The organism is Streptomyces sp. NBC_00122 (assembly GCF_045160845.1).
Taxonomy (GTDB): Bacteria; Actinomycetota; Actinomycetes; order Streptomycetales; family Streptomycetaceae; genus Streptomyces.
The window spans coordinates 5,816,587-5,838,515 of record NZ_CP108191.1 but is presented as its reverse complement, the minus strand read 5'-3'; the positions used below and the strand labels follow the sequence as shown (position 1 = coordinate 5,838,515).

Annotated in this window: 17 protein-coding genes, 1 tRNA gene and 1 pseudogene; 5 read left to right on the top strand and 14 right to left on the bottom strand. The window is 73.0% G+C overall.

Annotation, left to right across the window (positions count from 1 at the left end; all coding sequences use genetic code 11):
* Window positions 1-239: 239 nt before the first annotated feature.
* Window positions 240-2,945 (bottom strand): penicillin acylase family protein, encoded by a 2,706-nt coding sequence (locus tag OG737_RS26955; protein WP_405677497.1) that lies wholly within the window; start codon window positions 2,943-2,945, stop codon window positions 240-242.
* A gap of 151 nt (window positions 2,946-3,096) precedes the next feature.
* The gene (locus OG737_RS26950) at window positions 3,097-4,119 is read right to left on the bottom strand and encodes an AfsR/SARP family transcriptional regulator (RefSeq protein ID WP_328928799.1); all 1,023 of its coding nucleotides are present in this window, start codon (window positions 4,117-4,119) and stop codon (window positions 3,097-3,099) included.
* Between the two features lie 356 nt (window positions 4,120-4,475).
* Between OG737_RS26950 and OG737_RS26945 the strand changes: the two genes are divergently transcribed.
* Window positions 4,476-4,655, top strand: a complete 180-nt coding sequence (locus OG737_RS26945; RefSeq protein WP_328928798.1) for a hypothetical protein — start codon at window positions 4,476-4,478, stop codon at window positions 4,653-4,655.
* A gap of 103 nt (window positions 4,656-4,758) precedes the next feature.
* On the opposite strand, the gene OG737_RS26940 is transcribed toward OG737_RS26945, so the two are convergent.
* The 4 genes from OG737_RS26940 to OG737_RS26925 all read right to left on the bottom strand — a co-directional run bounded on the left by OG737_RS26940 (window position 4,759) and on the right by OG737_RS26925 (window position 11,016).
* Window positions 4,759-7,773, bottom strand: coding sequence for a BTAD domain-containing putative transcriptional regulator (locus tag OG737_RS26940; protein ID WP_405677500.1), 3,015 nt, complete (start codon window positions 7,771-7,773; stop codon window positions 4,759-4,761).
* Between the two features lie 593 nt (window positions 7,774-8,366).
* Window positions 8,367-9,839 carry a neuraminidase (sialidase) gene (locus tag OG737_RS26935; RefSeq protein ID WP_405677502.1) on the bottom strand — a complete coding sequence of 491 codons (1,473 nt, stop codon included), beginning with the start codon at window positions 9,837-9,839 and terminating at the stop codon, window positions 8,367-8,369.
* Window positions 9,840-10,290: 451 nt separating this feature from the next.
* Complete coding sequence (locus OG737_RS26930) at window positions 10,291-10,497, bottom strand: hypothetical protein (RefSeq protein WP_328928795.1); 207 nt, start codon at window positions 10,495-10,497, stop codon at window positions 10,291-10,293.
* Window positions 10,498-10,740: 243 nt separating this feature from the next.
* Window positions 10,741-11,016, bottom strand: coding sequence for a hypothetical protein (locus OG737_RS26925; RefSeq protein WP_328928794.1), 276 nt, complete (start codon window positions 11,014-11,016; stop codon window positions 10,741-10,743).
* A 716-nt stretch (window positions 11,017-11,732) separates the two neighbouring features.
* Between OG737_RS26925 and OG737_RS26920 the strand changes: the two genes are divergently transcribed.
* A complete protein-coding gene (locus OG737_RS26920; RefSeq protein WP_328928793.1) occupies window positions 11,733-12,263 on the top strand; it encodes a molybdopterin-dependent oxidoreductase in 531 nt (176 codons plus the stop codon).
* A gap of 27 nt (window positions 12,264-12,290) precedes the next feature.
* Window positions 12,291-13,120, top strand: a pseudogene (locus tag OG737_RS26915) (xanthine dehydrogenase family protein molybdopterin-binding subunit); the annotation flags it as partial.
* A gap of 43 nt (window positions 13,121-13,163) precedes the next feature.
* On the opposite strand, the gene OG737_RS26910 reads toward OG737_RS26915, so the two are convergent.
* From OG737_RS26910 to OG737_RS26895, 4 genes are all read right to left on the bottom strand, one after another.
* On the bottom strand, window positions 13,164-13,583 hold the full coding sequence (locus tag OG737_RS26910) for a TOBE domain-containing protein (protein WP_328928792.1): 420 nt from the start codon (window positions 13,581-13,583) through the stop codon (window positions 13,164-13,166).
* Window positions 13,584-13,871: 288 nt separating this feature from the next.
* Entirely contained in the window at window positions 13,872-15,554 is a 1,683-nt protein-coding gene (locus tag OG737_RS26905) for an Ig-like domain-containing protein (protein WP_405677507.1), read from the bottom strand.
* A gap of 46 nt (window positions 15,555-15,600) precedes the next feature.
* Entirely contained in the window at window positions 15,601-16,689 is a 1,089-nt protein-coding gene (locus OG737_RS26900; RefSeq protein ID WP_405677509.1) for a hypothetical protein, read from the bottom strand.
* Window positions 16,690-17,252: 563 nt separating this feature from the next.
* Window positions 17,253-17,329, bottom strand: a tRNA-Pro gene (locus OG737_RS26895).
* 108 nt (window positions 17,330-17,437) lie between these two features.
* Between OG737_RS26895 and OG737_RS26890 the strand changes: the two genes are divergently transcribed.
* Window positions 17,438-17,920 (top strand): DUF309 domain-containing protein, encoded by a 483-nt coding sequence (locus OG737_RS26890; protein WP_328928776.1) that lies wholly within the window; start codon window positions 17,438-17,440, stop codon window positions 17,918-17,920.
* Here the strand turns inward: OG737_RS26890 and OG737_RS26885 are convergent.
* Genes OG737_RS26885 through OG737_RS26870 form a run of 4 tightly spaced genes read right to left on the bottom strand, consistent with a single transcriptional unit; the run spans window position 17,900 to window position 21,144 of the window.
* Entirely contained in the window at window positions 17,900-18,292 is a 393-nt protein-coding gene (locus OG737_RS26885) for a VOC family protein (protein WP_328928775.1), read from the bottom strand. The genes OG737_RS26890 and OG737_RS26885 overlap by 21 nt on opposite strands.
* Before the next feature lie 4 nt (window positions 18,293-18,296).
* Window positions 18,297-18,926 (bottom strand): LUD domain-containing protein, encoded by a 630-nt coding sequence (locus OG737_RS26880; RefSeq protein WP_328928774.1) that lies wholly within the window; start codon window positions 18,924-18,926, stop codon window positions 18,297-18,299.
* On the bottom strand, window positions 18,923-20,392 hold the full coding sequence (locus OG737_RS26875; protein ID WP_328928773.1) for a lactate utilization protein B: 1,470 nt from the start codon (window positions 20,390-20,392) through the stop codon (window positions 18,923-18,925). Before OG737_RS26875 ends, OG737_RS26880 begins: the two co-directional genes overlap by 4 nt.
* Window positions 20,389-21,144, bottom strand: a complete 756-nt coding sequence (locus OG737_RS26870; protein ID WP_328928772.1) for a (Fe-S)-binding protein — start codon at window positions 21,142-21,144, stop codon at window positions 20,389-20,391. Before OG737_RS26870 ends, OG737_RS26875 begins: the two co-directional genes overlap by 4 nt.
* A gap of 18 nt (window positions 21,145-21,162) precedes the next feature.
* On the opposite strand from OG737_RS26870, the gene cobF reads away from it, so the two are divergent.
* Entirely contained in the window at window positions 21,163-21,915 is a 753-nt protein-coding gene (gene cobF / locus OG737_RS26865) for a precorrin-6A synthase (deacetylating) (RefSeq protein ID WP_328928771.1), read from the top strand.
* Window positions 21,916-21,929 lie beyond the last annotated feature (14 nt).

The window sequence follows — 21,929 nt, the reverse complement described above, 5'->3', positions numbered from 1 at the left end:
CTCTCCGATCTCCGGCCCCGTGGCAGGGCGCCCGGGGCGACTGTCGGTGACGATGCTTCCGTCCGCCGCCTACCGCACGGTTGCCCTCCACTGACAGCCGGTCGGTGCCGCTCTGTCTGCCGTCTGGCCGGGCACCGAAGCCCTGCTGCCGATCCGCTGACGCGCGACGGGCCGTCGGCGGTGACACCGCCGACGGCCCGCGTGTGCCGGACTGAAGCCCGACTGAAGACCTACTGAATTCAGGGAGTGAGGCGCAGGCGGTCGCGCGCCGCCGCGTCCACCGCTGCCGCTCCGTACGGCCAGGGCAGACTGCCGCCCTTGGCCCAGAGCCCGGTCTGGTCGGTGTAGGTGTCCGCGCCGGCGTGGCCCGACGCGCCGGTCAGGTTGATCCAGCGGGAGCGCTCGAAGTCCGCCAGGTCCACCACCATCCGCATGGAGGGCACCCAGATCACCTCGAAGCCCTTCTGCGGGTCCCAGCCGTTGGCCAGCACCGAATCGGTACCGCCGCCGACCCCGACCGGCTCGGCGTTCAGCAGCCACTGCAGCGGGGCCGGGCCGCCGGTGCCCAGGGTCGGGTTCTCCAGCGTCAGGGTGTGCAGGGCGCCCCATCGCCACTTGCGCGGCTCGTCGCCGAGCCGCTTGCGCAGGTCGGTGGCGGCCCGCTCCATCGCCTGGCGCAGCATCGCGTCGCGGCCGCGCACGGAGGGGTCGGCGGCGCTGGTCCACCACGTGCTGTCCGGCTTGTCGAGCAGGCCGCGCACCACGTCGAACCAGCGACCGCCGCCGTCCGGGTAGGCGTAGCCCTTGACTCCGGCCTGGCTCAGCCGGTCGGTGAACGCGCTCTGCAGCAGTTCGCGCCAGACCGTGTTGAAGTAGGCGGCCGGGGCCGAGTCGGCGCCCTGGGTGAAGTCCCAGTCACGCAGCAGGTCCTGTGCCGGTCCGGCGTCGGGGCCGACCCCGACCTGGAGCAGCCGGGGCACCAGGGTGGTGGCGTTGCCGTTCCAGCTGTCCTGGGTGATCCGCTCCATCGCCGCGACGTCCAGCTTTCCGCCCTGCTCGATGAGCTGGGCGATCCGCTGGCTGCGGTAGCCGGTGCCCCAGCTGCTGCCGATCAGGTGCGGGTAGCCGGGGCCGACCACCGCGTTGTTGGCGGTGACGATGTAGCCCTCCGGAGGGTTGAAGCTCGTGGGCAGCTGGTCGAAGGGCAGGTAGCCGGTCCAGTCGTAGGCCCCGGTCCAGCCCGGTACGGGGTGGCGGCTGTCACCCGCCTTGCGGACGGGTATGCGGCCCGGCGTCTGGTAGCCGATGTTCCCGGCGGTGTCCGCGTAGATCATGTTCTGCACCGGCGAGGCGAAGACCTCGGCGGCCGCGCGGAACTCGTTCCAGTTCGCGGCCCGGTCCAGGGCGAAGAGGGCGTCCATGGTGGGGGCAGGGTCGAGCGCGGTCCACTGCATCGCCACCGCGTAGTCCTCCTGCGCGCCGCGCGGCGGGACGTCGGGCTCCTTGCCCTCGTCGGCCACCTCGTCCGCGGACTTGAGCACGTCGGAGATCAGCGGGCCGTGCAGGGTCGAGCGGACGGTCAGATCCACCGGAGGGGCACCGGCCACCTTGATCTGCTCCTGGCGGACGGTCATCGGCCGCTGCTCGCCCTGGTGCTCGTAAGTGGAACCGCTGACCTTCTCCACGAACAGGTCGGAGTCGGCGGCGCCCAGGTCGGTGAAGCCCCAGGAGATGTCGGCGTTGTGGCCGATCACCACGCCCGGCATCCCCGCGAAGGTGAAGCCGCTGACGTCGTAAGGGCAGTCGGGGCCGATCCGGGTGCAGTGCAGACCGACCTGGTACCAGATGCCCGGCAGCGAGGGGGTCAGGTGCGGGTCGTTCTCCAGCAGCGGCTTTCCGGTGGTGGTGCGGCTGCCCGCCACCACCCAGGAGTTGGAGCCGATGCCGATGCCCTGCGGGCCGAGGACGGCGGCCAGCACGCCCCGCACCGCCGCGCTGTCGGCCAGCGGGGCGGAGGCCGCGGCGGGGACGACGGGCGCCGCTCCGGCGGCGGGCGCCGCCGGGACCGGGGCCGCCGCTGCGGTCACGGGTGCGGGTGCGGGTGCGGTCGCGGGTGCGCGGTCGGGGACGATCGGCGACCAGCGTTGGAAGTCGTAGCCGGGGAAGAGGTCGTCAGCCGTACCCGCGGGCAGCCGCGCCGCCAGCATCGCCTGCTGGAACTGGTCGATCATGCCGGTGTTGAGGTTCCAGGCCATGGTCTTCAGCCAGGACACCGAATCGGCCGGGGTCCACGGCTCGGGCCGGTAGTCGCCGGAGACGAAGCCGAGCACCGGATACTCCACCGACAGCTCGGCGCCCTGGTTCCGGGCGAGGTAGGCGTTCACTCCGTCGGAGAAGGCCTGCAAGTACGCCCGGGTCTCCGCCGACAGCATGGTCACCTCCTGCTCGGCCACCCGGTACCAGCCGAAAGTGCGCGCCACCTTGTCGGTCTGCACCTGGCTCGGACCGAACATCTCGGCGAGCCGGCCCGAGGTGACGTGCCGCTGGGTGTCCATCTGCCAGAACCGGTCCTGGGCCTGGGCGTAGCCCTCGGCCATGAACAGGTCGTGCGCGTTGTCGGCGTAGATCTGCGGGATGCCGGAAGCGTCCCGGACGATCCGGGCCTCGCCCCGCAGACCGGGCACGCCGGTGCTGCCGGACAGCTGCGGCAGCGAGCGCTGGACCGTCCAGTAGGCGTACCCGGCCAGGCTGCCGGCTGCCAGCAGCACCAGGGCGGTGAGGGCGACCGCGGTGCGCGTGAGGATCCGCCGCAGGCGTCGGCGCCGGGTGCGGGGCGCGGGGGCGGGGGCGGGCGTGCCGGGGTCGGCCGGGGTCACCGCGGCGGCCTCCGGTCCGGGGACCGGGCGGGGATCGTCCGGCGGGGCCGTGTCGGTCTGGACTGTCATGGGGTGGCGCTTTCTTGTCTCGACGGGATTCCGGCCATGGCGAACGCCGCCGTGCACGGGCCCGAAGGCTCGGCGCACGGCGGTGGGGCGACGGACGGACGGGGAAGGAGGACGCTGCGTTCAGCGGTCCGGTGGGTATGTCGGAGGGGCCTCAGCGGGCCAGGCGGGCCGCACCGTCGGCCCAGGGGCCGCGGGTGGCGGTGCGGGGCGCGGGTGCGGTGAGCGGGGCCGAGTCGACCAAGGTCAGGTGGGGGCGGCCGGGTTCCGGTGTCGCGCCGTACGACGCGGCCGGTACGCCGCCGAGCCCGTCGTGGACCGGCGCGGTGCCGACCGCCTCGGCCGGTGCGAAGCGGGCGAACGGGTCGGGGCGTCCCCCGAGGATCGCCTCCTCTATCCCCCGCAGCTCCGGGCCGGGCAGCAGGCCCAGGTTCTCCATCAGGGTGTGCCGGGCCCGCTGGTAGGCGGCCAGCGCGTCGGCCTGCCGGCTGCCCCGGTAGAGCGCCACCATGAGCAGCGCCCAGAGCCGCTCGCGGTACGGGTGTTCGGCGGTGAGGACGAGCAGGTGCGGCACCAGGCGGGCGTGGCCGCCGAGTTCGAGCGAGAGCTCGGCGTGCTCCTCGACGACCGCCAGCCGCAGCTCCGCGAGCCGGGTGCGTTCGACGTCGAGCAGCGGGCCGCTCACGCCGGTGAGCGCGGGGCCGGGCCAGGAAGCCAGGGCCGCGGCCAGGGTCCGTTCGGCGACGTCGGGTTGCCCGGCCGCCCGCAGCGCCCGGGCGTCGGCCACCGACTGCTCGAACCGGCCGAGGTCGCACTGCTGGGGCTCGATGGAGAGCCGGTAGGAGGCTCCGACCCGGGTGAGCACGCCTCCGGCGGTGCGCGGTGCCCGGTCGGGCTCGAACAGCTTGCGCAACTTGGAGACGTACGCCTGCACCAGATTGGCGCCGTCCAGCACGGCGGTGTCGCCCCAGATCCCGTCGATCAGGTGGTCGCGGCCGACGGGCGAACCGGCGCGCAGCAGCAGGACGGCGAGCAGGGCGCGCTGGCGGGGCGCGCCGAGCTGGAGCTCGACGCCGCTGCGCCAGCCCCGGACCTCGCCCAGCAGTTCGAAACTGAGGTCGGCCGAGTGCGCGGCAGAGGAGGGGTGCGCGGTCGAAGGAGACGGAAGGGCAGTCATGGCAACCTCCGCTGGCCCGGGTCCATCGTGTGGCGGTTCGGGGGCAGCTGTGGGAGTACGGTCCGTGGTCGGGGCCGGCCGGGGCCGGGGCGGTGCGCGGTCCGGACGGACCGGGTGGTGGGTCCGGCGGGCGGCACCGGCTCAGAGGCCGACCACCGCACGGTCGGAATGCTGCACGGGGCGCATATACGCAGGATCCTCAGGTGCGCCGGCATCGGGCGGGGAGCCGGTTATCCCGCATATATCCGTCGTAGAGCGGACTGGACCAGTCTTGCTGTCGAGCAGCCGAAAGATTCACGGTCTCACCGGCTCTCTCCCGTACACAGGCATCGATCCACGAAGCGGACGGCTACCCCATGAAGCGATCCATCAAGTCCCTGGTCCTGCGCAAGGCCGCGATCCTCGTCGCCGTCGGCTGCGCCGCCTCGCTGTTCTCCGTGGCCGTCTCCCACCAGGACGCTCCGGCGCCGGAGCACACCGTGACCGTCCTCGCCGGTGGCCCGATCGACCCGACCGAGTGGAACAGCCAGGGCTGAACCACAGCCCGCCACGGGCCCCGGGCGCGGTCATCGACCAGGCCGCCCGGTGCCTCCCGTCACCGGGCCTCTCAGCCTCTCAGCGGTTCAACCGTTCAGCCGTTCAGCCGTTCGCGCCCACGGGCCCGCCGAGCGACCGCTCCAGGTCCTCGGCCTGGTCCGCGTCGGGCAGCCCGAGGAGGGTGAACATGTCGCGGGCCTGGCGGGCACGGGCCAGCGCCGCCGTGCCGTCGCCGGTCTCGGCCAGGGCGCGGGCCAGGGCGAGCAGACAGTGCCCGCGCTCCCGCTGGGAGCCCAGTTCCTCGCTCAGGGCCAGGGCCCGCTCGGCCTCCGCCAGCGCCTCGTCGTACCTGCCCAGGTCCCGCAGGCTGTCGGAGAGCCGGAACCTCGCCTGGGACTCCCGTCCACGCAGCCGGGCCGAGGCGCAGACCTCCAGGCAGGCGGTGTAGCTGACGACGGCGTCCGCGTGCCGCCCCAGCTCGTGCAGCGCCATGCCGTGGACGTACCAGGCGTACGACGTCACGTGCGGGTCCTGCTCGGTGCGCAGCCGGTCCAGGGCGGCCTCGCACACCACCACCGCGTCGGCGGGGCGGCCGCTGCGCAGCCGGGCCTGGGCGGCGTTCAGTTCGGTGGTGAGCTCCCCCGAGCGGTGTCCCAGTCGCCGGGCCAGTTCCACCGCGCGGTCGTAGAAGTCCACCGCGTCAGTGAAGCGCCGCTGCCACTGCGCGATCAGGCCCCGGTCGTTGAGGATCTGCCGCAGGATGACGTCGTCCCCGGCCCGCCCGCAGGCCTCGGTCGCCAGCCGGGCGTGCAGCTCGGCCTCGGCCAGCCGGGTGTGCTGGAGGGCGGCGTTGCCGCACACGAACCGCGCCCGCGCCTCGGCCTGGTCGTCGCCGCGCGCCGCTGCGGCGTCGGCCACCTTGCGGGCGGCCGTGGCCAGTTGCAGGTACTGGATGTCCTGTCCGAAAGGGCTGAGGGCGACCAGCAGGTCGCTGGCGTTGCGCAGGGTCCGGGTGGGGCCGCCCGGGGAGCTCTGGGCGGCCAGGGCCGCCGCGTTGGCGGCGCAGTCGAATTCCTCGGTCACCCAGGCGCGCGCCTCGGCCAGCGTGGCGAAGCGCGGCCCGGACTCGGGCCTGCCGCCGAGGATCGCGCCGACCGGGTCGCCCGGCACCATCGTCTGGAAGGCCGAACACGATCCGTCCAGCAGGAAGTCGAGGAGCCGCCCCAGTGCCGCGGCCCCTTCGTCGCCGTCCGCCCCCTCGGATCCCGGCTGATCGGACACCACGAGCTGGAGCGCGAAGGAGCGCACCAGGTCGTGGTAGCGGTAGTGGCCGGGCAGCGGTGCCTCCAGCATGGCCGCGTCGACCAGCGCCTCCAGCAGTTCCTCGGCGTCGTACTCGTCCAGGCCCAGCGCGGCCGCCGCGGCGGCCGTTCCGATGCCCTGCCGGGTCAACGGCGCGAGCAGCCGGAACGCCCGCGCCTGGGGACGGGTCAGCTGGCGGTAGCCGAGTTCGAAGACGGCCGACACGGCCAGGTCTCCGGCGCGCAGCTCGCCGATGCGCAGCCGTTCGTCGGCGAGGCGGCCGGTCATGGTCGCCACCCGCCACCGGGGCCGGGCCGCGAGCCGCGCCGCCACGATGCGCACGGCGAGCGGGAGGTGGCCGCACAGGGCGACCAGTTCGGCAGCGGCTTCCGGTTCCTCGCCGATGCGGCCCGCTCCGACGATCGCCCGCAGCAGGGCGATCGCCTCGGCGGTGTCGAAGACGTCCAGGTCGCTCTGGATGGTGGTGGAGAGCCCGGCGAGCATGGCCCGGCTGGTGACGATCACTCCGCAGTCGGCGGAGCCCGGCAGCAGCGGCCTGATCTGAGCGGGGTCGCGGGCGTTGTCGAGCACGACCAGGATGCGGCGTCCGTCGAGGGTCGTACGGAAGAGCAGGGCCCGGTCCTCGGTCGAGGCGGGGATGCTCTGGCCGGGGATGCCGAGCGCGGTGAGGAAGCTGCCCAGGACGGCTCCCGGGTCGGCGGGCTCCAGGCCGTTGCCGCGCAGGTCCGCGTAGAGCTGGCCGCCGAGGAAGTCCTGCTTGGCCTGGTGGGCGACCTGGAGGGCGAGGGTGCTCTTGCCGATGCCGCCCATGCCGGTGACGGACACCACCGCGAGGGAGGGGCGGGCGGGGTCGGTGAGGGCCTGGTAGAGGTCCTGGACCTGCTCCTCTCGGCCGGTGAAGTCGGCGATGTCGGCAGGCAGCTGGGCGGGCCGGGTGGGCGCGGGTGCTTCCTTGGGCGCCTCGGCGGGCGGTTCCGGTTCGGGGGCGGAGAGGTCGGCCGACTGGTCCCGTACCTCGGCCAGATGGCCCATCAGGAGCGGGTCGTTCGCGAGGATCCGCTCGTGGAGCGAGTTGAGTTCGGGCCCGGGGTCGATGCCCAGCTCCTCGGCCAGGACCCGGCGGGCCCGGCCGAACACCGCGAGCGCGTCGGCCTGCCGTCCCATCGCGTACAGCGCCCGCATCAGGAAGCCGTACGGCCGCTCCTGGAGCGGTTGCTCGTGCGTGAAGCCGATGAGGTCAGGGATGACGAGCGCGTGCCGCCCCTGCCGGAGGTCGTGCTCGAAGCGCTCCTCGACCAGCGCGAGCCGCAGCGCGGTGAATCGCGAGCGCTGCTGCTCGGCGAACGGTCCCGGCACGCCCGCCAGGGGCTCGCCGCTCCACAGGCCGAGGGCCTCGGCGAGCAGCCTGCCGCACTCCTCCTCGCGCCCGGCCGCCCGGGCCCGCGCGGCTTGGGCCGCCAGTTCCTCGGCGTACAGCGCGTCCACCGAGCGGGGTGGCACCAGCAGTTGGTAGCCGTCGCGCAGGGAAACGAGGACCTTGGGCGCGGTGCGGTCCTCCTCCACGATCTGGCGCAGCCGCCAGGCATAGGTGCGCAGGCTCGACAGGGCGGAGTCCGGTGCTTCCTCGCCCCAGATCGAGGCGAGCAGCTCGTGTGCGGGGGCGGCCCGGCCGGCCCGCATGAGCAGCGCCGCCAGCAGCGCCTGCTGCTGCGGCGACCCGGTGGCCAGAACGCCTCCGTCCCGGACGACCCGTACGGCTCCGAGCACGGTGAACCGGATGCCGTCGTCCCCCATAAGCCCCGTTTTCCTTCCCCACTGGTCTTGCGATCGCGGTGGGGCACCCCCCGGCAACTCCACCGTTTACAGCCTGCTTATCACACCATAGTGGGACGAAAGCATCATCGAAGAGCCTGCCCGCGTCACCACCAGATGAACCTCTGGGTGTCCCCGACACCGGGCGGCCGCTGGTCCGGCGGGTAGCCCGGGTGCCCCGGAACCGACCCGCGCACATCACCGCGCCCCGGCCCCACAGCGACCCCGAAGACGGCCTCACGGCCGTATCGGTTGCGTCCGGTACGACCTCTGACCTGAACACGGCACGATACGGCAGAAACCGGATGGCATCCGCCGGGCCGGAGCCCGCCGCCGCACAACTGGCTGGCGGACGCCCGACCGGTCCTCCACATCTGGCCGATAGACGCCGCCTCGCAGTGGTACGGAACGGGCAGCGTGTTCACGTTCTCGTTGGGACGTCGGTGGGCGCGGTCTGGTACGTGTTGACGACGAGCACGCCGGCCGGCACGCCGCTGAAGGCGAGCGCCCTGTTGAGCTGGTTCATGCCGTAGGTGACGCGGCCCTGGACAGGGGGGCGACGGCCTCCGGATCGGTCACCGGGTGCGGAGGCTTCCGGTGTACACGTCCGTGCGGTTCTGTGGTGCGCCGGAGTGGGTCTCGGTGAGCACCGCCCGCACTCCCTTGCCGTCTGCCACCAGGCCTTGGTAGTCGCCGAGGAAGTAGCCCCCGGCGAACGGCGCCTGCAGCCAGTCGAAGACCCGCGAGATCCGTCGTTCGGTCCGGAGCTCCGGGTCTCCGTGCGGCAGAGTGGCCAACTGGTAGGCGGTGGGCAGGGTGGTGGTGTCGCCCGGCTTGAGGAAGCGCAGGTCGTAGTAGGTGAGCGCGACCGTGCCCCGCTCGTCGACCGCGATCGACGGTGAGAAGGCCGGCACGCCTTCCGGGCTGATCAGCTCGGGGGCCCCCCAGGTGCGTCCGCAGTCGGTGGAACGCACGAGCTGGACGGAGTTGAACCTGCCGCCGGAGAAGTCCGAGCCCTCGTAGGCCATGTACAGCGTGCCTGTCCTGGGGTCGACGGCCGGGCTGGGCAGGGTGGACGCGGCGCGCAGCAGTGTGGTGGGGTCGTTCGGGTCGACCTCCGGTACGGAGGTGTCCTTGGCCACGGTGACCGGGGCGCTCCAGGTCTCTCCGGCGTCGGTGGAGGTGACCATCGCGTAGTGGGCTTCGACGACGGTGCTCAGGTCGTCGGCGTAGGTGATCCGGTCGAAGAAGTCGTACAGGGTGCCGGTGTGCCGGTCGACGACGATCAGATGGCCGATGGTCTGGGTGTTGGGCACGGTGCTGGTGTCGACGAACGGCCGGGCCTCGCTCCACGTGCGGCCGCCGTCGCGGGTCAGGGAGATGTAGCCGGGACCGTCGAGAGAGCCGGGGCCGGGTGGGTCGTTGTCGAGGCGGTTCCAGACCTGGTAGGCGGTGCCGTTGCGGATCGGGTCGGCGGTGAGTGACGGCTTGTCGTTGAAGAACGGCTGCTCGTCGACGTGCGTGGTGGTGAGGTTCCGCCAGGTGCGGCCGCCGTCGCGGGACGTGGCGGCCAGGAGGGCGCTGCGCGTGCTCTTGGTGAAGTCGACGCCCTCGCCGCTCGCGTAGACGGTGCCGTCCGGTCCGGTGCTCACCCAGGGGTCGGTGGCCCGTTCGAAGTCCGCGCCGCCCGGGGCGCAGAGGCTGAACGGCAGCGTGCTGCGGTGGTAGGTACGGCCGTCCGTGGTCCAGCCGGCCACCAGGCCACGGGCGCCGCCGTCGTTCCAGCGGTCCTGCTGGAACACGGTGACCACGCGCTTGGGGTCGCGCGGATCGACGGACAGGTACGGCTCGACCTCGGTGCCCGGGTAGACGATGCTGTCGGGGGACCTCGCGCCGATGGTGCAGTCCGCGTACGGGTCGCCCTGGGACACCTTAGTCAGTGGTGTGCCGTCGGGGTTCCGGTCTGCTGCGGCGGGAGTCGCGCCGGTGACCGTGACGAGCAGGAGCGCGGCGGTGGCGACGGCGGTCAGGGGCAGGAAGACGCGCATGCGGGATCTCCTCCGGGCCTGACGGCCGGGGTACGGGACCGCCGTCATCAGGACGGCCTGGGGCGCGGAGGAGTACCGGAACGCGGGGGTGGGGCGACTCCGCTTGATCCTTTTCGGCGTTGTGGCCGGTGCCCTTGATGGGCCGAACGGCGGAGTCTTCCCCGGGGTCGTCGAGGAGCACGGCGGAGCCGACCGGCGGTGTACCGTGCCGGTCGGCTCCTTGGTCGTGCTGTTACGCCGCCGTCTCGTAGGCGCCGTAGGTCAAGTCGTCATATCAAGTCGTCATATCAAGTCGCCATAAAGTGACGCCCCACAGCCCACACCGCGGGTGCCTCTGTGTCGAGACGGGCGTGGGCGAGCCACCCGACGGTGGACCGGGGGCCCTCACCCCGTACGCACCGCACCGGGTGCACCGGCCGGACAACTGGTTGCCCGGCCGCGCGCCGACTGGTCAAGTGATCGGCTGCGTGGTCCCGTCAGGCAGCGTGCAGGAGTAGCCGGCGTAGGGGCGTGATGTGATCTGTCCGCCGGCGGCCGTGCACTCGTCTCTGCTGATGTTCGGAGACGAGGCGGCCCCGGCGCTGACAGCGCCGACGGCGCTCATGCCGGCGAGGGTTGCCGCGGCCAGGGCGAGACCCAGGATTCTTCGCATGCGCATGACTTCCTCCTCCTCTCGGGCGCCTTCGTTCGGCCTTCGGGAAGGACAAGTCTCAGGACGACGGCGCCCTCCTCCTCAGCATGGGCGCTCCGCATGAGGCCCGCGCGGCGAGGCCGGGCGCCGCGCCCGGGCAGGGACTGCCCGGCCCCGGAGAGGCATGACGCCACCGCGCTCGACCGGCCGCATCGGTACGCCGCGTGCGCGTCGGTGAGCAGCGGGCGGCCGGCTGCCGCGCGCGGTCCTCTAACGCGGTTCGGCGGCCGCCGCCCGGCAGGCGCCGTTCGCGGCGCCGCCCGCCACTCCGGCCTCGGTCAGCCCGGCCACACAACTCTGCAAGTCTCCGACCACGCCACGGCTGCAGGCCGCTGTGACGGAGTCGGAGGCGGTGGCACCGGCCTGTGCGGCCATCTGTGTGCAGGCGGGGATGTCCGCCCGGACGGCGGGGGCGGCGAGGACCGCGCCGCCGAGGGTGAGGGTCAGGCCGGTGAGGACACCGGCGATACGGGTCGACGTGTGCATGGGTCGCACCTGCCTTCCGGGTTGGTCGCGCGGTCCTGGTCCCGGCGGGCCGGATCCACGGACCTCCACTCGCGGGCCCCTCACTCCAGCCTCGCATCCTCTCCCCCGCACGTCCTGTGCAGCCGGGGCGGGTCCCGCCCCACACCAAGGCCTGCCCCCTGCTAGCGTCGAAGGCCGAGAAGCCGCCTCCCGGGTGGACCAGGAGGCGAGCGCGACGCCCCCCCCAGTCGCGGGCTTTGGCATCGATGGTGGCCTCGTCCTTGTAGGCGAGGTCGGCGGCCTGGACCATCCAGTACGCGAGCTGCGGGTTGTGCTTCTTGGCGGTGTGGTCGATCGCCGACGGTACGGACACGGCGTTCTCCCGGCCATGGTGCGTAGTGCGTGAGACCGTCCGCGGAGCGGCCCGCGGACTGATGTCGCCCGGCGCTTTCGCGCGCCGAAAAGGCCGGCCCCGCCGGGCAACCAGACGCTAGCCGGGAAGCGGTGCGGTTCCCGGCTCTCGCAGCCCCGACCAGATCCCCGGGTGCGACGGTCGGACGTTCCGCCGCCGGAGCCCCTCTCCGACACAGGACCTCGCGACGCTCCTGCTCCACGATCCTGGCCCTACTGCTCTCATATGCGAGATCTTCATCGGATTTTCTTCGGAAATGAGATTCCACTTAGCGTCACGTGGGCATGAAGGGGGAGGCACCCGCCCACCCGCACTGGAGGCAGCCATGCACGGGACCGACACCTCGCCGCTCACCGGCGTGCCCGCGATCTCGTCACCGGCCGCTCCGGCGCTCCTCATCACCGGCGAAGTCCGGCGGCCCATCGCTCTCACCGTCGAGCACTTGCGGACCCGATGGCCGCAGCATCAGGCGCAGGTGGTGTTCGACTGCGCGACCGCCGGACCTCAGCGCCACAGCTTCGAAGGCCCGCTGCTTCGCGAGGTCATCTCCGCGGCCGAGCCCGCGTTCGACCCTCGCCGCCGCAAGGACCGCTCACGCTTCCTGCTCACCGCCGAAGGCGGCGACGGCCACCACAGCGTGCTCGCCTGGGCAGAGGTCGACGAGGACTTCGGCGACGCCCCCATCCTGCTGGCCACCCGCATGGACGGGCGGGACCTCGACGCCGAGGGCAGTCAGCTCGTCGTGCCGACGGACCGCTGCGGAGCGCGCTACGTCAGCGCCCTCACCCGCCTCCACATCGACGCCCGCCCGGCCCCGGCCGAGCCGCGCCTCCTCGACCTCCGGCACGTTCACTGACCGGGCCGTGCGGCCCACCGGGCACCCGTAGGCACATGGACCGCCGAGTTCGGCAACGGCACCGTCCACCAGCAGATCACGGCCGGCGCCCTGAACACGACGGAGGACCGCATCCGCATCCGGCAGTCGGACACGGACGTCGTCCGCCACGACACGGGCGCCTTCGGCTCGGCCGGCACGGTCGTCGCGGGCAAGGCCGTTCTCCTCGCGGCCACGTCCCTGGCCGAGCGGCTGAAGACCCTCGCCGCCCGCCACACCGGCGTCGCCCGGCACCTGTGCGTGCTCGGCGCCGAGGCCTTCGACTGCGCGGGCCGCGCAGTCCCCCTGAAGGAGCTGTACGAGGCGGCGCACGCCAGGGGCACCGCGGAGGAACTGGCGGCCGACGGCCACTGGGGCGGCTCCCCGCGCTCGGTCGCCTTCAACGCCCAGTGGTTCCGGGTCGCCGTCGACCCCGGCACGGGCGAGATCCGCATCCTGCGCAGCGTGCACGCCGCCGACGCGGGCAAGGTCATGAGCCCCATGCAGTGCCGGGGCCAGGCCGAGGGCGGCGTGGCCAGGCACTCGGGGCCACGCTCTTCGAGAACGTACGGGTCGACGGGCGCGGCGAGGTCACGACCGCCGCCTTCCGGCGGTACCGGCTCCCGCAGCACGCCGATGTCCCCCGTACGGAGGTCCACTTCATGGAGACCTCCGACGCCATCGAGCCGCTCGGCGCCAAGTCGATGAGCGAGAGCCCTTTCAAGCCGGTCGCCCCGGCCTTCGCCAACGCGTGCGGTGCCACCGGAATCCGCTTCACCGAGCTGCCGGTGACCCGCGACCGGGTGTGGCTCGCCCTCGATCGCGGCAGCGCTGTGTGAGCACGGGCCGCTCGTCGTCGTACGAACGGCCCGTGGAGGTTGATCAGGCGCCGGCGAGCGAGATCTCGGTGGACTTGATCAGCGCGACCACGGCACTCCCGGCGGCCAGACCGAGCGCGTCGACGGCGTCCTTGGTGATGGCGGAGGTCAGCTCACCGCCCTCGACGGTGACCTTGACGGAGCCCATGGCGCCGCCGGTCGCGACCTCCGTGACGGTGCCCGCGATCTGGTTGCGGATCGAGATGTTCTCCACCGGGGCGGTGGCGAGCGCGACTTCGGTGGCCTTCACGAGCGCCTTCACCTCGGAGCCCTCGGCGAGGCCGAGGTCCTTGACGGCGTCGGCGGTGATCGCGGCGGTGATGTCCTGACCGCCTGCCAGACGTACCCGCACCGTGGCCATCGCTTCACCGGTGGCGACAGCCGTAACCGTGCCGGGGATCTGGTTGCGGATGCTCAGGCTCATGGAAAACGCCTCACAAAAGAATCGTTCCGAACCGCAGACCCTGCTGCGGCCTGGGCTTTCTCCGACACTAAGGCACGCTGTCCGCGCCCTTGCGCAGGCGCATCGCATGCGCCAACCGAGTAGGCCCTTGCGGGTTGCGGATCCGAACCGCGAGGCGTTTGGATGATCCACCGCCTCGGGCCGCCCACTCGGGCATGGAGCGGAGCGGAAGTACCGAACCGGCCGGCGTGGTCCGGGGATCCACGTCCCCGGACCACGCCGGTGGTCACCGCAGCCTGCCCATCGGGATCAACGGCACTGGCCGAAGCGGGGACCCTGCACGATGACGCCCGGCAGCTCCGGGGCCGGCCTGTTGCCCTCGCACCTCAAGGGTCCGGTGATGGTCGTGCCGGACAGGGTGGTCCCGCTGGCGTTGGACTCGAGGGTGACCGGACCGGTGACCGAACCGCCTTCGCACAGAATGACCGGGCCGACGGTCTCGCGCACGGTCACGGCGCCGTCGATGCGCACACCGCAGAGCGACAGCGCGAGGGCCCCCTCGGCGGAGAACCTCCCGTTGAACGACGCGCCCGAAGCGGCCAGGGCGCCACCGGGCTCGATCCGTACCGGACCGGACTGCCGGGCTCCCGCACCGAGGCAGAGGGACTCTCCCGCGACCACCGTCAGCGGACCCTCTTGAGATCCGGTCAGGCAGGGACGGCTGAACCCGACGGTGACCACTACCGGTTCGGGGCTGCTGCTGGGGGTGTACAGCGCGGCGCCCTCGTACCGGGCGGTGATCGAGTGGCTGCCCGGGCGCAGGACGGGGGTGTGGAAGACCGCCCGTCCGTCCGTCAGCGTCAGGGTTCCGAGCGGCTCGTCACCATCGAGGAAGGCGACGCTGCCGGCCGGGGCACCACCAGCGGGCGAGGTGACCTCCGCGGTGAGGGTTGCGGAGTGCCCGTACAGCAGGTCGGTGCCGTCTGTGGTGAGGGTGAGGGTGGTGTCGTACCGCCAGGAGATGGCCGCCCGGCCGTTGCCCCGGTTGTCGCCGGAGGTCAGGCTCGCCGCGGTGGCGGTGGGCGCGGCGTAGCCGCTGCCGCCGCCTCCCCCGGCTCCGGGGAGGTTGTCGGGGTTGCCGCCGCCGGACCCTCCGCCGCCGCCGAACCAGCCGCCGCCACCACCCCCGCCGCCGTTGCCACCGCGCCCGCCGTTGCCGCCGGGGCCGCCGCTGCCCGGGTTGGGCAGGCCGGTGTTGGGGTCGGTGTCGCCGCCCGCGATGCCGGGGCCGCCGAGCTGGGAGTTGGGGCTGCCGGTGCCGTGGGCGGTCTGGCTCGCGCCGCCGCCGGCGATTCCGGAACCCTGGGGGCCGGCGGCCTGGCCACCGGGCCCGCCGGTCAGGCCGCCGCCGTCGCCTCCGCGCAGCTGCGGCCCGCCGTTGCCGGCGCCGCCGCCCCCGCCGGCGACCAGGATTCGGTCGGCCGGGCCGAACGCGCCGGTCCGCAGGTCGGAGGCCCCGCCGCCGGAGCCGCCGCCGCCGTGCGCGCCGCCGCCGCCCGCTCCGTGGCCGTAGCCACCGGGCCGGGCGTACTCGCCGTGCCGGGAGCTGCCGGGTATCCCGGCGGCGCCGACGGTGAACTGGAGGACCTGGCCCGGGGTGACGGCCAGGGTGGCGCGGGTGTGGCCCCCGAGACCGCCGGGGGCCCCGGTGTTGGACGGGTTGGGGGCGACGTATCCGGCGGCGCTGCCGCCCTCGGCCCCGAACAGGTCCACGGTCACGGAGCTGACTCCGGCCGGGACGGTGAAGGTGTCGGTGCCGGGCGCGGTCCAGGCGCATCCGGCTCCGCTGTCGGTGGTGGCCGTACCTGTCGTCCCGCAGACGGGTTCGGCCGCGGCGGCCGTCGCGACGGGTGGGTAGAGCGCGGCGGCGACGAGAACGGTGGCGCCGGCCAGCACAAGGGCAGGGGTCCGCACGGGGCGGGATGTGTTCATCTGTCAGTTCTTCTGCCGTGTTGGGGGAAGGGAGGGCCGAACCGGATCAGACGCCGTCGTCGGCGCACAGCGCCCACGCGTCCGTGTAGGTGCTCGGGGAGCTGCCGCCGCCGGTGTGGGCGTCGGCGGTCCAGTACGCGGCCGTGGTGGTTCCGTCGCCGACGGGGCTGCCGCCGGAGGTGCTCGGGTAGCTCCCGTTGAGGTGGTCGCCGACGGAGCCCGGGCCCGTGAAGTTGGTGGTGGTGAGGCTGCCGCCGCTGATTGCGGCGCCTCCGCTGACCAGCTTGCCGTCGCCCTGACCGCATCCGACGGTGGCCGTCTGCCCGGCGGTGGCGGCGGTGGGACCACTCACGGAGGTGTGCCGGACGGTGACCGTGGCTCCGCTGACGTTGATGTTGTTCCCGCTGCAGATGGCGTAGGCATAGGTGGTGTTGTTGCTGTTGCCGCCTCCGCCGTTCCAGCCGACCGCGCTCCAGGAGTCGGCGTTCGTCTCACCGTTGGCCGCGGCCTTCTGCCCGAAGCCGTGGGCGGAGTCGTTGAAGGTGGGGAAGCTCGCGATGGGCTTGAGGCTGCCGACGCTCGCGGGGGTGATGCGGGCGCCGCCGCCGATCAGGCGGGTGTTCGCCGGGCAGGTCGCGGTGACGAGGCCGACGGTGCCGCTGGTCGTGGGACCGGCGAGCTTGTTCATCACCACCTGGGTGTGGTTGACGAGGCTGCTGCTGAAGCACATGGCGTACGGGGTGCTGGAGAACGAGGCGTTGACCGCTCCGCCGCTGCCGCCGATGCCGAGCCAGTGGGTGACGTCGGTGCCGACGACCCCGGTGGAGCCGAGGTACTCGGTGCTGCCGTCGGGGCTGGGCACGGTGCCGTTGATCTTGTTGCCGTTGGAGGAGCTGCCGGTGCCGATGGCCTGGCTGATGCCGCCGCCGGATATCAGGCCGCTGGAGCAGGCGGCATCGGTGGTGATCTCGGCGAAGGTGGCGGCGGGGCCGGCGGTGGCTCCGGGGGTGCGGACCGTGACGCCGACGGAATTGGCGTACGCGGCGAACGGGACGGTCACGGCGAGGGCGGCTCCGGCCATGAGGACGAGAGCCCGGCCCAGGGGGCGACGACGGTGGTGGAAGGCACGGTTCATGGGATCCATCTCCTCGGATCTCCGCAGGGTGCAGCCCGATGCGGCGGGCGGCAGCTGCGTACCGTAGCAGCAGAATCCATCGGCATCTACTAGGTGATTGCGCTCTGAGACCTGGAATCTGCGATGCTTGCGGAAGCTCATCCTTCTGCCGTACATGCTCGAGACCAAGATCCGGACGCGTGCGGACCAACACCGGTCAGCCGACCTCGATACACGGCTTTCGACAGGTCAGGGATCTGCTGGCGCCTGTACCGCCGGAAACGGCCGCCGCCGGAGCGACGGATCTGGACGGCGGCGGAAGCCGCCCGCTTCCTCACCTACCGCCACCACGCCGAAGACCCGATCGAGCCGCGGCTGGGTCGCCATCCCGCCCCGGGTCGCCATCGCGCACGGACAATGCCGCGAGCCCGCGGCGATCCTGACGAACCGTTCGCCGGGCCCGTCTGCCGAGAAGGCCAGCCACGGGACGGGCCGTACGGCGCGGCTGCGACCACCATGGCTCCGGACGCACGGAAGGCCGTCCTCTCATCAATGAGAGAACGGCCTCCGACCTGCTAAAAGCATGGTCGGGACGACAGGATTTGAACCTGCGACCCCTTGACCCCCAGTCAAGTGCGCTACCAAGCTGCGCCACGTCCCGATGTGCTCTCGACCTGGGGTTTCCCCCTGCTCGGCGGCACATGCAGAACATTACCCCACGCAGACGGGTGTGCATGCACCGGTAATCGAGGGGGGAGAGGATGGGGCGGTGAACACACGAGATCGGGATGCCGAAGGGCGGGCGCGCAGCGCTCGGCCCAGGGACGGGTTGGGGCGGCCGCTGCCCTACGGGGTGCCCGGGGTGGAGCGGCAGCCCGAGGGGGTGGTGCGCTCCCCCGCCCAGACCGTCCGGGAGGCGCAGCGGCTGCTGGACGCCGGGATGCCGTTCCACGCGCACGAGGTGTTCGAGGACGCCTGGAAGTCCGGGCCCGGGGCCGCGGCCCCGCTCTGGCGGGGGCTCGCGCAGCTCGCGGTCGGGCTGACGCACGCCGCGCGCGGGAACCCGGTCGGCGGGGCGCGGCTGCTGCGCCGCGGGGCCGCCGGGATCGAGGGGCTGGACGGGGGGCCGTACGGGGTCGACGTGGCGGGCCTGGTGCGCTGGGCCCGGGAGCTGGCCGGCCGGGTCGCGGACGGCGGCCCGGCCGTCGATGCCGCGCGGGAGGCGCCGCGGCTAGCGGGCGGGCTGGAGTAGGTCCCAGCGGTTGCCGTAGAGGTCCTCGAAGACGACGACGGAGCCGTACGCCTCGTGGCGCGGCTCCTCCAGGAAGCGGACTCCCTCGGCGGCCATCCGGGCGTGGTCGCGGGCGAAGTCGTCGGTGTAGAGGAAGAAGCCGACCCGGCCGCCCGTCTGGTCGCCCACCCGGGAGCGCTGGGCCTCGTCCTTGGCGCGGGCCAGCAGCAGCGCGGTCTCCTTGGCGCCGGGCGGGCGGACGACGACCCAGCGGGAGCCGTCCGGGCGCTCGGTGTCCTCGGCGAGGTCGAAGCCGAGGGCGCGCGTGTAGAAGTCGATGGCCTCGTCGTAGTCGTGGACCACGAGGGCGGTGAGGGCGATGTGGGTGGGCATGACCTCATTGTGCGCCGAGGAGGATCACCTCCAGGGTGCGGGGGCCGTGCACGCCCTCCACCCGGTCCAGTTCGATGTCGCTGGTGGCGGAGGGTCCGGAGATCCAGGTCAGCGGGCGGACGGGGTCGAGGCGTTCGAGGGCCTGCGGCACGGAGTCCACCAGCTGTTCCGGTACGCGGACGACGCAGATGTGGTGGTCGGGGATCAGGGTGATGCGCCGGCGCCCCTGTTCGGGTCCGCCGTCGAGGACGATCGTTCCCGTTTCGGCGATGGCCAGGGCGCAGCCGGTGACCACGCTGTCGACCTCGTCCAGTTGGTACGGGGTGGACCCGGCGCGGTCGTGGATGCGGGTCGGGTCGGCCGCGGCGAGCCAGTGCGGGGGCAGCGCGGGCGGCACGAGGACCGTCCGGGAACCGCGCACGGCCAGAAGCCGCATCAGCAGCATGGGGAGGTCGTCCTCGCCGGTGCGGTGGACCGTCGCGCGGTACTCGGCCAGGTTGGCGGCGAGCAGGTCGGCGCTCTCGGCCGGGGTGCGGGCGCCGTGCGCGCGGAGGTAGTCCCGGGGGATGCCCACCTCGGGGCCGCCCGGCACGGCCCGGCGGATGCGGGCCAGGATGCGGTCCTTGCTCGTCACTGCGGGGTCCCCCGTTCTCGGGTCCACCAGTCGCGGAAGGACTCCGCCGGGATGTCGGGCAGTTCGCGGGTGCCGGTCCAGGCCCGCCCCGGCCCCGGCAGCCGGCGCGGGCGCAGCCGGCGGGCCCGGGCCAGCAGGCGCTCGCCCGCCCTGAGCGCTCCCGGGTGGTCCAGGAGGAGCCGGGCGGCGCGCATGGCGGCCCGTTCGGCGGTGCGGCCGTGCGCGGGGCGGACCGTGACGCGGATGCCGTCCCGGGTCACCGGTCCGCCCTGGGCCACCCGTTCGCGCAGGTGGACGAGGACCTCGGGGATGTCGATGGCGACGGGGCACACCTCGTAGCAGGCTCCGCAGAGCGTCGACGCGAAGGGCAGCGAGGCGTCGATCTCACTGCCGGTGCCGCGCAGTTGGGGGCTGAGGATGGCGCCGATGGGGCCGGGGTAGACGGAGCCGTAGGCGTGGCCGCCGGCGCGTTCGTAGACGGGGCAGACATTCAGGCAGGCGGAACAGCGGATGCAGCGCAGGGCCTGGCGGCCCACCTCGTCGGCGAGGGTGTCGGTGCGGCCGTTGTCGAGGAGGACGAGGTGGAAGGCACGGGGCCCGTCGCCGTCCGTCGTTCCCGTCCACATCGTCGTGTACGGGTTCATCCGCTCGGCCGTCGAGGAGCGCGGCAGCGTCTGGAGGAAGATCTCCAGGTCGCGGAAGGTCGGGACCACCTTCTCCACGCCCACCACCGAGATCAGGGTCTCGGGCAGGGTCAGGCACATCCGGCCGTTGCCCTCCGACTCGAAGACGACCATCGTCCCGGTCTCGGCGACCATGAAGTTGGCGCCGGAGACGGCGACCTTGGCCCGAAGGAACTTCTCGCGCAGGTGCAGGCGCGCCGCCTCGGCGAGCTCCCGGGGGTCGTCGCCGAGCGGCTCGGGCGCCGGCCGGCCCAGGCGGCCCATCTCGGCACGGAAGGTGTCGCGGATCTCGGCGCGGTTGCGGTGGATGGCCGGGACCAGGATGTGCGAGGGCCGGTCGTGGCCGAGCTGGACGATGAGTTCGGCGAGGTCGGTCTCGTACGCGGTGATCCCGGCGGCCTCCAGCGCCTCGTTGAGGCCGATCTCCTGGGTGGCCATGGACTTGACCTTGACCACTTCCCGCTCGCCCGTCTCCCGGATCAGGCCGGTGACGATCCGGTTCGCCTCCTCGGCGTCGGCCGCCCAGTGGACGGTCCCGCCGGCCGCCGTCACCGCCTGCTCCAACTGGACGAGGTAGCGGTCGAGATGGCGCAGCGTGTGGTCCTTGACGGCCTTGCCGGCCGCGCGCAGCCGGTCCCAGTCCGCCAGCTCGGCGACCGCCCGGGCCCGTTTGTCGCGGATGGTGTGCGTGGCGCGGCGCAGATTGGCGCGCAGTACGTCGTCCCGTACGGCCTCGCGGGCCGCGTCGGGAAACGCGGGCATGCCGAGATGGACACCCGTCATCGCAGCGGTTCCTCCTCCGTGGCGGCCAGGATCTCGGCGAGGTGCAGGGCGCGCAGCGGGGCTCCGGCCCGGCGCAGCAGGCCGTCGAGGTGGGCCAGGCATGAGTTGTCGGCGCCGCACAGCACCTCCGCGCCCGTGGCCCGGGCGGCCGCGGTTTTGTCGGCGCCCATCGCGGCCGACACGTCGGGGTTCTTGACCGCGAAGGTCCCGCCGAAGCCGCAGCACTCCTCGGCGCCGGGCAGCTCGATCAGCTGCAGGCCCTTGACCGCGGCGAGCAGCCGTCGCGGCCGGTCCCCGAGCCCGAGTCCCCGTAGACCGTGACAAGAGGGGTGATAGGTGACGGTGTGCGGGAAGTACGCGCCCACGTCGGTCACGCCGAGGACGTCGACCAGGAACTCGGTCAGTTCGTACACGCGGGGTGACAGCGACCGCGCCGCCTCCGCGAGTGCGGTGCCGCGCCCCTCCCCCGCCGCCTTGCGGCCGATGCGCGGGTAGTGCTCGCGGATCATCGCGGCGCAGGACCCGGAGGGGGTGACCACGTACTGGTAGCCCGCGAAGGCCTCGGCCGTACGCCGCATCAGCGGTTCGGTCTCGTACCGGTAGCCGGTGTTGTACTGCGGCTGCCCGCAGCAGCTCTGGGCCGCCGGGAAGTCCACGGTGACGCCGAGCCGCTCCAGGAGCCGCACGACGGCGATGCCGGTCCGCGGGTACAGCGCGTCGTTGACGCAGGTGACGAACAGGGCGACGCGCATGACGGGCACAATAGCGCCGTGAAGAAGTTCTCAGTGATCGGCATAGGCGCGGGCGACCCGGACCACCTGACCCTCCAGGCCGTCAAGGCGATCGGCGCGGCGGACGCGTTCCTCATCCTGGAGAAGGGCGAGGAGAAGGCGGATCTGACCGGGCTGCGGCGCGCGATGCTCGACGAGCACGCCCGCCCCGGCCACCGGCTGGTGGAGGGCCGGGACCCGGACCGGGACCGGACCCCCGCCGACTACACCCCGACGGTGGACGGCTGGCGCAGCGCGCGGGCCGAGCTCTTCGAGCGGTTCATCGCGGAGGATCTGGCGGACGGCGAGACCGGGGCGTTCCTGGTGTGGGGCGATCCCTCGCTGTACGACTCCACCCTCGCCATCCTCGACGAGGTGCTGGAGCGGGGCCGGGTGGCCTTCGAGCACGAGGTGGTACCCGGCATCAGCAGCGTCTCGGCGCTGCTGGCGCGGCACCGGACCAACCTGAACCGGGTGGGCCGCCCGGTCCAGATCACCACCGGGCGGCGGCTGGCCGAGGGCTGGCCGCAGGACGTGGACGACGTGGTGGTGATGCTGGACGCCCGGCACGCCTTCACCGCCCACCTGGACCAGGACCTCTTCATCTACTGGGGGGCCTACGTCGGCACCCCTGACGAGATCCTGGTGCAGGGCAGGCTCGCGGACGTCGCCGGGCGCATCGAGGAGCTGCGCACCGAGGCCCGCGCCCGCAAGGGCTGGATCATGGACACGTACCTGCTCAGGCGCGGCTGAGCCTCCCTGCCCAG